Source organism: Streptomyces mobaraensis, assembly GCF_020099395.1.
Classification (GTDB): domain Bacteria; phylum Actinomycetota; class Actinomycetes; order Streptomycetales; family Streptomycetaceae; genus Streptomyces.
In genome coordinates this window covers 660,669-674,807 of record NZ_CP083590.1, presented here as the reverse complement: position 1 = coordinate 674,807, position 14,139 = coordinate 660,669, and the positions used below count along the sequence as shown (strand labels likewise).

The following is a 14,139-nucleotide window of genomic DNA, read 5'->3' as shown; positions in this document are numbered from 1 at the left end:
TCTGTGCTGGAGATCCTCCTGCTCGTGGCGGTGTGCGGGGTCACGGTGAGTGGATATCGGGCAGGGTGAGGAGCGGGGATGAAGCGGCGTCCTTCTACCGTGAGGGTGAAGGGGGCCGAGGCTGTCCGGTGACGGGCCCCGGCTACCGCTGCCAGGACCGCCACAGCGCCGCGTACGTCCCGTCCGCCGCCACCAGTTCGTCGTGGCTGCCCAGCTCGCTGATCCGGCCGTCCTCCGCGACCGCGATCACGTCGGCGTCGTGGGCGGTGTGCAGCCGGTGGGCGATGGCCACGACCGTCCGGCCGTCCAGCACCCTGGCCAGGGAGCTCTCCAGGCGCCGGGCGGCCCGCGGGTCCAGCAGGGACGTCGCCTCGTCCAGCACCAGGGTGTGCGGGTCGGCCAGCACCAGCCGCGCCAGCGCGATCTGCTGGGCCTGGGCCGGGGTGAGGGCGAGCCCGCCGGAGCCCACCTCGGTGTCCAGCCCGTTCTCCAGCGCCCGCGCCCACTCCTCGGCGTCCACCACCTTCAGCGCCGCCCACAGCTCCTCGTCGCCGGCGCCGGACCGGGCCAGCAGCAGGTTGTCGCGCAGCGAGCCGACGAAGACGTGGTGCTCCTGGTTGACCAGCGCCACATGCCGCCGCACCCGTTCGGTGGGCATCCGGGACAGTTCGGCGCCGCCCAGGGTCACGGTGCCGGAGCGGGGGGCGTAGATCCCCGCCAGCAGCCGGCCCAGCGTCGACTTGCCCGCGCCGGACGGGCCGACCAGCGCCACCCGCGTACCGGGCGGCACGTCCAGGGACACGTCGTGCAGCACGTCGTTCCCCGGGGCGTAGCCGAAGCGGACGGCGTCCGCCCGCACGTCCCGGCCCTCGGGCCGGACCGCCTCGTCGCCCCCGGCGGGCTCGATCTCCCGGACGCCCACCAGCCGGGCCAGTGACACCTGGGCGACCTGGAGCTCGTCGTACCAGCGCAGCACGATGCCGACCGGTTCGGTCAGCATCTGGGCGAACAGCGCGCCGGTCGTCAACTGGCCGACGGAGATCCACCCCTGGAGGACGAAGACCCCGCCGAGGAGCAGCACCGAGCCGATCACCAGCACGTGCGTCATGTTGACCACGGGATAGAACACCGTGCGCAGCCAGAGCGTGTAACGCTCCCACCGCGTCCACTCGAGGATCCGGCGGTCGGACAGGGCCACCCGGCGCGCGCCCAGCCGGTGCGCCTCGATCGTGCGCCCGGCGTCCACCGTCTCGGCCAGGGAAGCGGCGACCGCCGCGTAGCCCGCGGCCTCCGAGCGGTAGGCGCGCGGGGCCCGCGGGAAGTACCAGCGGCAGCCGGCGATCAGCAGGGGCAGCGCCACCAGCACGGCCAGGGCCAGCGGCGGCGCCGTCACCGTCAGCGCGCCGAGCAGCAGTGCGCCCCACACGACCCCGATGGCCAGTTCGGGGACCGCCTCGCGCATGGCGTTCGCCAGGCGGTCGACGTCGGTGGTGATCCGGGACAGCAGGTCGCCGGTGCCCGCGCGTTCCAGGACGCCCGGCGGCAGCCGTACCGAGCGGACGAGGAAGTCCTCGCGCAGGTCCGCGAGCATCTCCTCGCCGAGCATCGAGCCGCGCACCCGCGTCATGCGGGTGAACAGCGTCTGTACGACGAGGGCCACCGCGAACAGCGAGATCACCGGTCCCAGGTGGACGGCCGCGTCCTCCGACAGGTCCTCGACGAGGCCGCCGAGCAGGTACGGGCCCACCATCGAGGCCGTCACCGCGACGGCGTTGACCGCCACCAGCAGGACCAGGGCCCGCCGGTGCCGGCGCGCCAGCTCCCGTACGCAGCGGCGGACGGTCGCCGGTCCGCCGACCGGCAGGGTGGTCGCCGACTCCGGCGCCGCCGGGTCGTAGGAGGGCGGTGCCACACCGATCATGCCGAGTCCCCGATCCGTCCGTTCACCGATGTGCTCCCCGCCTCCGTGAGCACGGGGTCCGGGTCCTGGTCGTCGTCCGCCGCGCGGGCGACCGCGGCGCGGTAGGCCGGATCCGTGCGCAGAAGTTCGTCGTGCCGTCCCATGGCCACCACCCGTCCGTCCCGCACCATCACCACGCGGTCCGCGCGGTCGAGCAGCAGCGGACTGGAGGTGAACACCACCGTCGTGCGCCCCTCGCGGAGGGCGCGCACGCCCTCGCCGACCCGGGCCTCGGTGTGCGCGTCCACGGCCGACGTCGGCTCGTCCAGCACCAGTACCCGCGGATCCGCCACCAGCGACCGGGCGAGCGCCAGCCGCTGCCGCTGGCCGCCCGACAACGACCGTCCCCGCTCGGTGATATGGGCGGACATGGCCCCGGCCGACCGATCGGCTGATGAGCGTTCCAATGAGTCCAGGACGTCGTCGCAGCACGCCGCCGCCAGGGCGGCCTCGGGTGGCACCCGCCCGGACGACGGTATGTCCAGCAGCTCGGCGAGGGTGCCGGAGAGCAGCACCGGGTCCTTGTCCTGCACCAGCACCGCCTCGCGCGCGGCCGCCAGCGGCACCTCGTCCAGGGCCACCCCGCCGAGCAGCACCGACGGCGTCCCCGCCACGGCCTTGGGGGCGTGACCGCCGAGCCGGTCGGCGAGCAGGCCGGCGGCGTCCGGATCCCCGCACACCACCGCCGTCAACTCCCCGGCCCGGGCGTGGAGTCCCGTCACCGGGTCGTGGAGGTCACCGCCGAGCGCGCGGCCGGAATCCGCGCCGGCCGGCTCCGCCGTGCGCCGCAGCGCCAGCAGCCGGGCGGCCCGCTCGGCCGAAGGCCGCGAGAAGGAGTAGGCCATGGCCGCCTCCTCGAACTGCCGCAACGGGAAAAGGAGGAACGTGACCACGCCGTAGACGGTCACCAACTCGCCCACCCCGACCCGGCCGTCGCGGACCAGCCCCACCCCGATCCACACCACCGCGATCATCAACAGCCCCGGCAGCAGCACCTGGACCGCCGCGATCAGCGCCCACATCCGCGCGCTGCGCACGGCGGCCCCCCGCACCTCCTGCGACGCCCGGCGGTACCGGGCGAGGAACAGCTCCTCGCCACCGATGCCGCGCAGCACCCGCAGCCCCGCGACGGTGTCCGACGCCAGCTCGGTGGCATGGCCCGCCAACTCCCGCTGCTCGTCGGCCCGGCGCGTCGCCGGCGGCAGCAACGGCAGGACGGCCAGCACCAGCAGCGGCACCCCGACCGCCACCACCGTGCCGAGGACCGGCTGGTAGAACACCAGGCCCGCGCAGACGGCGAGCGTGGTGACCGCCGCCGAGAGGAACCGCGACTCGGTCTCCACGAACCAGCCGATGTGCTCCACGTCCGCCGTCGATACCGTGACGATCTCACCGGCGGCGACCCGCCGCGTCAGAGCGGAGCCCAACTCGGCCGCCTTCCGGGCCAGCAGCTGCTGCAGACGGGCGGCCGCGGTGATCCAGTTGGTGACGGTCACCCGGTGGAGCATCGTGTCACCGAGCGCCGTGAGCGCGCCCAGCAGCAGCATCAGGCCGCCCGCCAGCGCCAGCCGGGACCCCGAGCGGTCGACCACGGCCTGCACCGCCATGCCCAGGGGCAACGGGAACAGGGCCACGGCGGCCATGTGCAGCACCCCCCACCCCAGGGCCGCCGACTGCCCGCCCAGCTGGCGGCGGCTCAGCCACACCAGAAGGCGGGGGCCGGACCGGACGTCCGGCACTCCGGGGTCGGCATAGGGAAGATCGCGAATACGCATGACGTCCCAACGGCGCGAAGGGGAAGGGGAGAAGGGGGATCCGTGACAGCGTCGCCCTCCCGGCGGGACGAGTTCAACCGAATTTCCGTCGCCCCGGCGCACCGGCCACGCCACACCCGCCACGCCACACCACGCCACCCCACGCGAGCATCAGGCCAAAGCTCTACTGGTGCGCCGCGCCACAACGCGCTTCACTCCTGCCGCATGAGACGACTGTTGCGCGCACTGTGCGCCGGGGCCGCCGCCCTGGCCCTGGGTGCTGGCCCCGCCCTGGCCGCGGGTTCGCCGGAACCGCCCACCGAGTTCGGCACCGACTGGCACGACCCCATCACCGCCGCGCCCCCGGTGTCCGTACCCGACACCCCCTCCTGCACCGTCACCCTCGCGGACACCGAATTCCGCGACTACACGCCCTACAAGAGCACCTATACGCCCCCCAAGGGCTGCGGCACCCGCTGGAACAAGGTCGTCCTGCGCCTCGACGGATCGGTCGCCGGACGCCAGTACGACCGCCTCGGCTACCTGCGCGTCGGCGGCGTCGAGGTGCTGCGCACCTCCACCCCCGAGCCGTCACCGGACGGCATAGCGTGGAAGGTCGAGAAGGACGTCACCCGGTACGCCGCCACCCTCCGCTCCCCGCAGCCCGTCGAGATGCTCATCGGCAACCTCGTCAACGAGACGTACACCGGCGTCATCAAGGTCAAGGCGACCCTGACCTTCTACACCGCCGACGGCCGCAACCGCCCGGCCGCCGGCCCCGACCGGGTGCTCACACTGGACGGCGCCCATGAGGCGGGCACGGCGTACGAGGGCACGGTGACCACGCCCCGCAACAGCGAACGGATCGTCGCCGAGGTCTACGCGACCGGATCCGGCGGCGGCTGCGAGGAGTTCTGGTACCTCACGGTGCCGGACGCGGCGCCCTACTCCTGCAAGGCCGCCGACGGCCCGTACCGCGAGGTCCGGGTGGCCGTCGACGGCAGGACCGCGGGGATCGCCGCACCCCACCCGACCATCTGGACCGGCGGCTGGTCCAACCCCTTCTTGTGGTACGTGATCCCGGCCCCGCGCGCCTTCGACGTGCGCCCGCTGGAGTACGACCTCACCCCGTTCGCCGGACTGCTGAACGACGGCCGGCCGCACCGGATCACCGTCGACGTCGCCGGAGTCCCCGCCGGGCAGAGCGGCTGGAGCACCCCCACCAACATCCTCGTCTGGCAGGACGCCAAGGCGTCCCGCGTCACCGGCGCGCTCACCGCGCACACCGAGGACACGCCGAAGAACTCCACGGCGTACACACCCGGCACGACCCGCCGGTTCACCGCGGAGGGCGGCCACTCCCTGACCGTCTCCGGCTACCTCGACACCTCGCACGGCAGGGTGGCGACCACCGTGCGCCGCACGGTCGCCGCCTCCTCCGCGCACTACTGGACCGAGGGTGAGGCGACGGACGGGCTGCGCGCCCGGTGGACCGACGACGAGACGGTCACGGTGCGCGGGCGCGGCCCCGCCACGACCACCCGCGTCCAGCGCGCGTACACCCTGGACGGCGAGATCACCGGAGCCACCGGGCCGCGCCTGCGGACGGTGCTGACGACGGCCGACCGGGCGGAGAGCGTCACCCTGCGCGGCGGCGTACGGACCGGCTGGTCGCGGCTGGACGACACATACACCGGCGACGCCGCCTACAACCAGAACGTGCCGCGCGACCAGCGGCACGCGACCGGCGTCTCGCGCGAGCGCTACCGTCTGACCGGCCCCGGCCTCTGCCACGACCGGACGATCGCCACCGCCCAGGGCGCGCTCACGGAGGACCGCAACCGCTGCTGACGCGGCTCAGCGCGCCGGATGACGGGGGAGCTGCCCCCGCATGAGCTCGCCCAGCAGACCGCCGAGCAGATCGCGCTGCTCGGCGGTCAGCGGCGACAGGATCTCCTCCACCGCCGCGCGCCGCGCCTCGCGCATCGCGCGCAGCGTCTCGCGGCCCTGCTCGGTGAGCTCGATCCTTATCACCCGGCGGTTGGAGGGGTCGGGGACGCGGCGCACCGCGCCGTTCGCCTCCAGGGCGTCGACGAGGGTGGTGACCGCCCGCGGCACCACCTCCAGCCGCTCGGCCAGGTCGGCCATGCGCGGCGGTTCCTCGCAGTGCGCGACGGACCGCAGCAGACGGGACTGGGCGGGCGTGATGCCGACCGGGTCCAGATAGCGCTTCTGGGCGCGGTTGAGCCTTCGGGTCAGCCGCAGGAGCTGCTCGGCGAGCTGTCCGGACGTGTCGGGGACGGTCATCGGGCCAGATTATCAAGAGCTAGTGCATTGTGAGCATAGGTAACAGTGAGCTATGCTCTCTACGAGGGCCGGCGACCGCCCTCGGCCCACGAGGCCGTGCTGTGCCGCGCCGTGCCGCCACCCGCGGCACCGCCCTCTTCGTTCGTCGCCCGCCTTCGCTGTCCCGTTCGTCTTTCGCTCGTCACCGTCCGTCCGCACCACCCGTCCGCACCGACCGCGGGGTCGTCCCCACCGGACGTCCCACCGGATCGCCGGCGTCGAAGGAGCCCTTTGCGTCCCCACGAACCCGAATGGACCCCACCACCCCCCGACCCCGAACAGCCCGCCCAAGTCCGGCGCATCCTGCGCCTGTTCCGCCCATACCGCGGCCGCCTCGCCTTCGTGGGGCTGCTCGTCGCCGCGTCCTCCCTGGTCACCGTGGCCTCGCCCTTCCTGCTGCGGGAGGTCCTGGACGTCGCCATCCCGCGGGGCCGCACCGGGCTGCTCACCCTGCTCGTCCTCGGCATGATCGCCGCCGCGGTCGTCACCAGCGTCTTCGGAGTGCTCCAGACCCTCGTGTCCACCACGGTGGGCCAGCGGGTCATGCACGACCTGCGGACGGCCGTCTATGCCCGGCTGCAGAGCATGCCCCTCGCCTTCTTCACCCGGACCCGCACCGGAGAAGTGCAGTCCCGGATCGCCAACGACATCGGCGGCATGCAGGCCACGGTCACCTCCACCGCCACCTCACTGGTCTCCAACCTCACCAGCGTGGTCGCCTCGGTCGCCGCCATGCTGGCCCTCGACTGGCGGCTCACCGCCGTCTCGCTGCTCCTGCTGCCGCTGTTCGTATGGATCAGCCACCGCGTGGGCCGCGAGCGTAAAAAGGTCGCCTCGCAGCGGCAGAAGCAGATGGCCGCCATGGCCGCCATGGTCACCGAGTCGCTCTCCGTCAGCGGCATCCTCCTGGGCCGGACCATGGGCCGGGCCGACTCGCTCACCGCCGCCTTCGGCAAGGAGTCCGAGCGGCTGGTCGGCCTGGAGGTCAGGGCCAACATGGCCGGCCGCTGGCGGATGTCCACCATCGGCATCGTCATGGCGGCCATGCCCGCCCTCCTCTACTGGGCGGCCGGCATATCCCTGCAGACCGGCGGCCCCGCCCTGTCGATCGGCACGCTCGTCGCCTTCGTCTCCCTCCAGCAGGGCCTGCTGCGCCCGACCGTCGCCCTGCTGTCCACGGGCGTCCAGGTGCAGACCTCACTCGCCCTCTTCCAGCGCATCTTCGAGTACCTCGACCTCCCGGTCGAGATCACCGAACCCGAGCGCCCGGTAGGCCTGGAGAAGATCCGCGGAGAGGTCCGCTTCGAGGACGTCGGCTTCTCCTACGACGGGCCGGGCGCCGCGCGGTCCACCCTCACCGGCATCGACCTCGTCGTCCCCGCCGGCGGCAGCCTCGCCGTCGTCGGGCCGACCGGCTCCGGCAAGAGCACCCTCGGCCATCTGGTGCCCCGGCTCTACGACGTCACCGACGGCCGGGTCCTCATCGACGGGGTGGACGTCCGCGACCTCGACTTCGACACCCTCAGCCGGGCCGTGGGCATCGTCTCCCAGGAGACGTACCTGTTCCACGCCTCCGTCGCCGACAACCTGCGGTTCGCCAAGCCGGACGCCGACGACGACGAGATCCGCGCCGCCGCCGAGGCCGCCCAGATCCACGACCACATCGCCTCCCTGCCCGACGGCTACGACACCCTCGTCGGCGAACGCGGACACCGCTTCTCCGGCGGCGAGCAACAGCGGCTGGCCATCGCCCGCACCATCCTGCGCGACCCTCCCGTCCTCATCCTGGACGAGGCCACGTCCGCCCTGGACACCCGCACCGAACAGGCCGTGCAGAAGGCCATCGACGCGCTCTCCGAGGGCCGTACCACCATCACCATCGCGCACCGCCTCTCCACCGTCCGCGACGCGGACCAGATCGTGGTCCTCGACGGCGGACGCATAGCCGAGCGGGGGACGCACCGCGAACTCCTCGCCGCCGACGGCCGGTACGCGGCGCTGGTGCGCGGCGACGCCCGCCTCGCGGTGCCGGTCTGAGCGGACTGCGCTGAGCGGACGCATGGGACGGACGGTCCGCGCCGAGCGGACCGCGCCGGACAGACGGGCTGGACGGACGCGCTGAGCAGACGGGTCGGACGGATGGGCTGGACGACCGCGGGCCGCGGGGCCGTTCGGCACGGCCCCGCCCGTCGGTGCGCCACGCGGCAGCCGGGTGTGCCGTCAGAGCGCGGCCAGGTCCACCGCCTCCGCCATCACCCGGTATCCCGCGTCGCCCGGATGCTTGCGGTCGCCCGAGTCGTAGGCGGGCGACAGGACTTCCGGGTCCTCGGCCGAGGCCAGGACGGCGGCGAAGTCCGCCACCGCGTCGAACTCGCCCGAGCCGCGGATCCACTCGTTGACCGCCACCCGCTTCGCCTCCGCCCGGGGCGTGTGGTACTCGGAGCCCTTGAAGGGGAGGATGGTTCCACCGATCACCTTCAGACCGCGTTCCCGCGCCCGCCGGATCAACTCGCGGTACCCCGCGATCAGTTCCCCGGCCGACACCTCGACCGACGGCTTGTACATCGGCAGATCGACCTCGCTGAAACCGATGTCGTTGAGACCGACGTGCACGATCACCGCGCGGACCCCGGGCTTGTCGAGCACGTCCCGGTCCAGCCGCGCGGAAGGCCGCTCGCCGAACCACGGCGAGTCGTGGAGCAGCAGATTGCCGCCGATCCCCGCGTTGAGGACGGCCCACGGCCGGCCCGCCGCCGCCAGCCGCTCGGCGAGGGCGTCCGGGTAGCGCCCGTTCGCCCCCACGGAGGAGCCGAAGCCGTCCGTGATCGAGTCGCCCAGCGTCACGACCGCCCCCTCGGCCGCACCCTCCCCGGACAGCTCGATGTCGGACAGCAGGTACCAGGAGTGCGTGACCTCGTCGAACCCGGTGCCGGAGGCGTCCTCCGTCCGGTCGCCCGCGGCGCGGTAGCTGTCGGCCCACGCCTGCGAGTGGAAGGTCACGGGCCCCGTCGGACCGTCGAAGTACAGCGTCAGCGCCAGGGGGTCGAACACCGCCACCCGCAGCTCCACCGGATCGCTGACCACCTCCCCGCCCGCCGGTATCCGCACCGACGCCGCGCCGCCGAAGGTGAGGGCCCGCCGCGACTCCGGCCGGACCGCGGCCCCGCCCGCGCTCAGCGCCAGGGCCGCCCCGTCGACGGTCAGCGGCCCGGCGCCGTAGCGGTGGGACAGCCGGACGCGCACCGACGTACCACCACCCGTCACCCGCACGACCTGGCGCACGGACTGCCGGGCGAACCCGGACTCGGACCAGTTCTCCCCGAAGCCGGCGCTCGGCCGCTGCACCGCGGCCGACCACCCGGCCGCCCAAGCGGTCCGTGCCGCCGCGCCGACGGGCGCCGCAGTCCCCGCGAGCTCCGTTTCCCGTACCGTCATGGCCTTCGACGTCATGGCTTCCGCTCCTCGTTCGCGTGATCTCCGCTGACGAGGAAGAGCCTGCCGGTCCGACGGCGGACCACCCAGCCCCCGCCGCTTCGTACGCGGGCCGTGCGTACCACCGCCAGGGTCACCCTCGCGGCGGCTCCCCGGGAACGGCGTGGTCCCCGGGAACGGCGCGGTCGCCGGCGACCAGGACGACGTCCAGCACCCGCGGTCCGTGCACGCCCTCCACCCGGTCCAGCTCGATGTCGCTCGTCGCCGACGGGCCCGAGATCCACGTCAACGGCCGCAGCGGATCGAGGCGTTCGAGGGCCTGCGGGACGGAGTCCACGAGCTGGTCCGCCGTCCGCACCACGCACACATGGTGGTCGGGGACCAGCGTGATCCGGCGCCGCCCCTGCCCGGGGCCCCCGTCGAGGACGATCGTCCCCGTCTCCGCGACCGCCAGCGCGCACCCCGTGACCACGCTGTCCACGGCGTCCAGTGCACGGGCCGTCAGCCCGGGGGAGTCGGCGACCACCTCCACGTCCGCCCCGGCCAACCAGCCCTCCGGCAGCCCGGCCGGAACGACCACCCGGCGGGCGCCCCGGCCGGCCAGCACCTCCCGGAGCAGGGCCGGCAGCCCGTCCGCGCCGGTGCGGTGCACCGTGGCGCGGTAGTCGGTCAGATGCGCGGCCAGCAGCGCCGCCGACTCGGCGGGCGTCCGCCGGCCGTGGACGCGCAGGTAGTCGCGGGGGACGGGGTGGTCGCGCGGCCGCTCGTACGCCGGGACGTCGGCGAGCGCGCGCCGAACCCGCCCGAGAATCCGCGCCCGGCTCGCGTCACCGCTCATGGGGCGCCTCCGTTCGGGGACTCCTGTGCTCGCGTCCGCGCCCACCAGTCGCGGAACGACTCCTCGGGAATCTCGGGCAGGGCCCGGCCGTCCGTCCACGCCCGGCCCGGACCCGGCAGCCGCCGCGGTGCGAACCGGGCCGCCCGGCCCACCAGCCGCCGGCCGCGGCGGAGCAGCTCCGGCCGGTCCAGGGCCCAGGCCGCGCCCGCCACCAGCTGCCGTTCCAGGGCCCGCCGCCGGGCCGGACGCACCACCGCCCGGGTGCCACGGAGGGTCGCCTCGCCGCCCTCGGCCACCCGTTCCCGCAGGTGGACCAGGACCTCCGGGATGTCGATGGCCACCGGACAGACCTCGTAGCAGGCACCGCACAGCGAGGACGCGAAGGGCAGCGACTCCTCCAGCGGGGAGGCGGTGCCGCGGAGTTGTGGGGCGAGGATCGCCCCGATGGGTCCGGAGTAGGGGGAGCCGTAGGCGTGCCCGCCGGCCCGCTCGTACACCGGGCAGACGTTGAGACACGCCGAGCAGCGGATGCAGCGCAGCGCCTGGCGGCCGACGGTGTCGGCGAGCGTGTCCGTCCGGCCGTTGTCGAGCAGCACCAGGTGGAAGGCGCGCGGCCCGTCGCCGTCCGTGGTGCCCGTCCACATCGACGTGTAGGGGTTCATGCGCTCGGCGGTGGAGGAGCGGGGGAGCAGCTGGAGGTAGATCTCCAGGTCCCGCCAGGTGGGCACCACCTTCTCGATGCCCACGACGGAGATCAGCGTCTCCGGCAGGGTCAGGCACATCCGTCCGTTGCCCTCGGACTCGACGACCACCATCGTCCCGGTCTCCGCCACCATGAAGTTGGCGCCGCTCACGGCCACCTTGGCGCGCAGGAACTTCTCCCGCAGGTGCAGCCGGGCCGCCTCGGCGAGGTCGGCCGGACGGTCGGTCAGCCCCTCGGGCGCCGGCCGCCCCCAGTCGGCCATCCGCTCGCGGAAGATGTCCCGGATCTCGCCCCGGCTCCGGTGGATGGCGGGGACGAGGAGGTGGGACGGCAGGTCGTCCCCCAACTGCACGATGAGCTCGGCGAGATCGGTCTCGTACGCCCGGATGCCGGCCGCCTCGAGGGCCTCGTTGAGGCCGATCTCCTGCGTGACCATGGACTTGACCTTGACGACCTCCCGTTCGCCGGTGGCCCGTACGAGCTCGGTGACGACCCGGTTGGCCTCCGCCGCGTCGGCCGCCCAGTGCACGGTCCCGCCGGCGGCGGTGACGCGCTCCTCCAGGCGTACGAGGTAGTGGTCGAGGTGGCGGAGGGTGCGGTCCTTGACGGCCGCGGCGGCGGCGCGCAGCTGCCGCCAGTCGTCGAGCTCGGCCACGGCCGCCGCGCGCCGGGCCCGGATGGTGCCGGTGGCGTGCCGCAGGTTGGCGCGCAGCCGCGGGTCCCGGGTGGAGACGGCGGCGGCGCGGGGGAAGGAGGGCATGCCGAGGGGGACTCGGACGGGGCGGGTCATCGGGCGGCTCCTTCCGGCCCGGGGTCTGGGGATGACGGTCCGGGATCCGGCGGCGACGGTTCGGGATCCGAAGGTGACGGTCCGGGATCCGGCGGCGACACGGCTCCCGACCCAGGCCCGCCGGACGACCGCGACCCGACAGACGCCCCCGGGCCGACAGGCGCCCCCGGCCCGCCGGACGCCTCAAGCCCGACGTCCGCCCTCGGTCCGACGTCCGTCCCCGGACCCGTCGACGCCAGGATCTCCGCGATGTGCACCGGCCGCACCGCCGCTCCCCGCCGGGTGAGGATGCCTCCGATGTGCGCCAGGCACGAGTTGTCCGCCGCGCAGAGCGCCCGCGCGCCCGTGGCGACGACGGCGCGGGCCTTGTCGGTGCCCATCGCGACCGAGACGGCGGCGTTCTTGACGGCGAACGTCCCGCCGAAGCCGCAGCACTCCTCCGCGCCCGCCAACTCCCGAAGTTCCAGCCCCTTCACCCGTTCCAGCAGCCGCCGGGGCCGGTCGCCCAGGCCGAGCGCGCGCAGCCCGTGACAGGTGGGGTGGTAGGTGACGGTGTGGGGGTAGGAGGCGCCGACGTCCGTCACCCCCAGGACGTCCACCAGATACTCCGTCAGTTCGTAGGTGCGGGGCACGACCTCGGCCACCGCCTCCGCCAGCCCGTCGTCCCGGCCCTCGGCCGCCGCCCGGGCCGCGATCCGCGGGTACTGCTCCCGGACCATGGCCGCGCAGGAGGCGGACGGCGTGACGATGTGGTTGTACCCGCGGAAGGCGGCGGCATAGCGGCGGACCAGCGGTTCCGACGGCCGCCGGTAGCCGGTGTTGAAGAACGGCTGGCCGCAGCAGCTCTGTTCCATCGGGAAGTCGACGCGCACCCCCAGCCGCTCCAGCAGGGTGACCACGGCCCGCCCGGTGTCCGGATAGACCATGTCGTTTACGCAGGTCAGGAAGAGGCCGACCACCGGCGCCCCCGGCTCCGCGGGAGAATCGGGCGAGCGGCCGGGAGCGCGAGAACCACGGGAGCGTCGCAGCATGAGACGCATGCTACGGATTGGACCGTCAAACGGGCACGGCTCATGGCACCTTTCCGCGCCGACGCACGGGATCGACGGTCACAGAAGGGGGACCGAAAGAGGACCGAAGGAGCACCGCCTCACCCCATCGGAGCGGCCACCCGCGCGGCCACACCGTCCGCCCCGGCGAGCAGCTCCCGTACCTCCCGTACCGCGCTCCGCCCCGCCCGGTTGGCGCCGATGGTGCTCGCCGACGGCCCGTATCCGACGAGGTGGATCCGCGGGTCGCGGACCACCCGGGTGCCGTCGAGACGGATGCCGCCGCCGGGCTCGCGCAGCCGCAGCGGCGCCAGGTGGTCGAGCGCGGCCCGGAACCCGGTGGCCCACAGGATGACGTCGGCGGAAACGGTCCTGCCGTCCGCCCAGGCGACACCGTCGGGGGTGACGCGGTCGAACATCGGCAGCCGGTCGAGGATGCCCGCCTCCCTCGCCCGTTCCATGGCGGCCGTCATCGGCAGCCCGGTCACCGACACCACGCTGCGCGGCGGCAGCCCCCGGCGGACGCGTTCCTCCACCAGCGCCACGGCGTCCCGGCCGCGCGTCTCGTCGAACGGCCCCTCCCGGAACAGCGGCGGGCGCCGCGTGACCCACGTCGTGGCGGACGCCACCTCGGCGATCTCCAGCAGGTGCTGGACGGCGGACGTGCCGCCCCCGACGACCACCACCCGCAGGCCCGTGAACGCCTCCGGGCCCGGGTAGCGGGCGGTGTGCAGCTGGCGGCCGCGGAACAGCCCCTGCCCGGGGTAGCGGGGCAGGAACGGCCGGTCCCAGGTGCCGGTGGCGTTTATCAGCGCCCGCGCCGACCACACCCCCTCCGACGTCTCGACGAGCAACCGCCCGCCACCCTCGCCGCGCCCGCCACCCTCGCCGCGCACGGCACGCACGGAGACGGGCCGCCGCACCCGCAGCCCGAACTCCGCCTCGTACGCCGCGAAGTAGCCGCCGATCACCTCCGACGACGGCCGGGCGTCGTCCGCGCCCGTCAGCGGCATCCCGGGCAGCGCGTGCATCCCGTGGACCTTGCCGTACGTCAGCGTGGGCCAGCGGTGCTGCCAGGCGCCCCCGGGCCGCGGCGCGTGGTCCAGCACGACGAAGTCCCGGTCCGGCTCACCGCCGGCGCGCCGCAGGTGGTAGGCGGCGGAGAGGCCCGCCTGCCCGGCGCCCACGACCACGACGTCCACCGTCCGCACCACCGCCATGTCGTTCATGTTTCTACTAACGGACGGGCCGGTGGATCTCTTCCCTC

Annotated in this window: 9 protein-coding genes and 1 pseudogene; 2 read left to right on the top strand and 8 right to left on the bottom strand. The window is 74.1% G+C overall.

The genetic code is table 11. From position 1 onward, the window contains the following. Positions 1-142: 142 nt before the first annotated feature. Together K7I03_RS02705 and K7I03_RS02700 are read right to left on the bottom strand one after the other, a co-directional pair. Entirely contained in the window at positions 143-1,921 is a 1,779-nt protein-coding gene (locus K7I03_RS02705) for an ABC transporter ATP-binding protein (RefSeq protein ID WP_185942844.1), read from the bottom strand. Beyond that, positions 1,918-3,735 (bottom strand): ABC transporter transmembrane domain-containing protein, encoded by a 1,818-nt coding sequence (locus K7I03_RS02700; protein WP_185942845.1) that lies wholly within the window; start codon positions 3,733-3,735, stop codon positions 1,918-1,920. The genes K7I03_RS02705 and K7I03_RS02700 overlap by 4 nt, the downstream gene beginning before the upstream one ends. A 204-nt stretch (positions 3,736-3,939) precedes the next feature. Between K7I03_RS02700 and K7I03_RS02695 the strand changes: the two genes are divergently transcribed. Continuing rightward, a complete protein-coding gene (locus K7I03_RS02695) occupies positions 3,940-5,565 on the top strand; it encodes a peptide-N4-asparagine amidase (RefSeq protein WP_185942846.1) in 1,626 nt (541 codons plus the stop codon). Between the two features lie 6 nt (positions 5,566-5,571). Here the strand turns inward: K7I03_RS02695 and K7I03_RS02690 are convergent, their stop codons facing one another. Beyond that, positions 5,572-6,021: a MarR family transcriptional regulator gene (locus tag K7I03_RS02690; RefSeq protein WP_185942847.1), complete on the bottom strand. Its 450-nt coding sequence runs from the start codon at positions 6,019-6,021 to the stop codon at positions 5,572-5,574. A 270-nt stretch (positions 6,022-6,291) separates the two neighbouring features. On the opposite strand from K7I03_RS02690, the gene K7I03_RS02685 reads away from it, so the two are divergent. Then, on the top strand, positions 6,292-8,097 hold the full coding sequence (locus K7I03_RS02685; RefSeq protein ID WP_185942848.1) for an ABC transporter ATP-binding protein: 1,806 nt from the start codon (positions 6,292-6,294) through the stop codon (positions 8,095-8,097). Between the two features lie 183 nt (positions 8,098-8,280). Here the strand turns inward: K7I03_RS02685 and K7I03_RS02680 are convergent, their stop codons facing one another. The 5 genes and pseudogenes from K7I03_RS02680 to K7I03_RS02660 all read right to left on the bottom strand — a co-directional run bounded on the left by K7I03_RS02680 (position 8,281) and on the right by K7I03_RS02660 (position 14,101). Continuing rightward, positions 8,281-9,510 carry an SGNH/GDSL hydrolase family protein gene (locus K7I03_RS02680; protein ID WP_224346831.1) on the bottom strand — a complete coding sequence of 410 codons (1,230 nt, stop codon included), beginning with the start codon at positions 9,508-9,510 and terminating at the stop codon, positions 8,281-8,283. Positions 9,511-9,625: 115 nt separating this feature from the next. Continuing rightward, positions 9,626-10,330 carry a LutC/YkgG family protein gene (locus K7I03_RS02675; RefSeq protein ID WP_185942849.1) on the bottom strand — a complete coding sequence of 235 codons (705 nt, stop codon included), beginning with the start codon at positions 10,328-10,330 and terminating at the stop codon, positions 9,626-9,628. After that, entirely contained in the window at positions 10,327-11,823 is a 1,497-nt protein-coding gene (locus K7I03_RS02670; RefSeq protein WP_185942850.1) for a lactate utilization protein B, read from the bottom strand. The genes K7I03_RS02675 and K7I03_RS02670 overlap by 4 nt, the downstream gene beginning before the upstream one ends. Positions 11,824-12,050: 227 nt before the next feature. Continuing rightward, positions 12,051-12,782 (bottom strand): annotated as a pseudogene (locus tag K7I03_RS02665) ((Fe-S)-binding protein); the annotation flags it as partial. Between the two features lie 191 nt (positions 12,783-12,973). After that, on the bottom strand, positions 12,974-14,101 hold the full coding sequence (locus K7I03_RS02660; protein ID WP_185942851.1) for an NAD(P)-binding domain-containing protein: 1,128 nt from the start codon (positions 14,099-14,101) through the stop codon (positions 12,974-12,976). Between the last annotated feature and the right edge of the window lie 38 nt (positions 14,102-14,139).

Excerpts from the sequence above, each read along its gene's own strand:
- K7I03_RS02705 (WP_185942844.1), bottom strand. The coding sequence starts at position 1,921 with ATGATCGGTGTGGCACCGCCCTCCTACGACCCGGCGGCGCCGGAGTCG.
- K7I03_RS02700 (WP_185942845.1), bottom strand. The coding sequence starts at position 3,735 with ATGCGTATTCGCGATCTTCCCTATGCCGACCCCGGAGTGCCGGACGTC.
- K7I03_RS02695 (WP_185942846.1), top strand. The coding sequence starts at position 3,940 with ATGAGACGACTGTTGCGCGCACTGTGCGCCGGGGCCGCCGCCCTGGCC.
- K7I03_RS02690 (WP_185942847.1), bottom strand. The coding sequence starts at position 6,021 with ATGACCGTCCCCGACACGTCCGGACAGCTCGCCGAGCAGCTCCTGCGG.
- K7I03_RS02680 (WP_224346831.1), bottom strand. The coding sequence starts at position 9,510 with ATGACGTCGAAGGCCATGACGGTACGGGAAACGGAGCTCGCGGGGACT.
- K7I03_RS02675 (WP_185942849.1), bottom strand. The coding sequence starts at position 10,330 with ATGAGCGGTGACGCGAGCCGGGCGCGGATTCTCGGGCGGGTTCGGCGC.
- K7I03_RS02670 (WP_185942850.1), bottom strand. The coding sequence starts at position 11,823 with ATGACCCGCCCCGTCCGAGTCCCCCTCGGCATGCCCTCCTTCCCCCGC.
- K7I03_RS02660 (WP_185942851.1), bottom strand. The coding sequence starts at position 14,101 with ATGAACGACATGGCGGTGGTGCGGACGGTGGACGTCGTGGTCGTGGGC.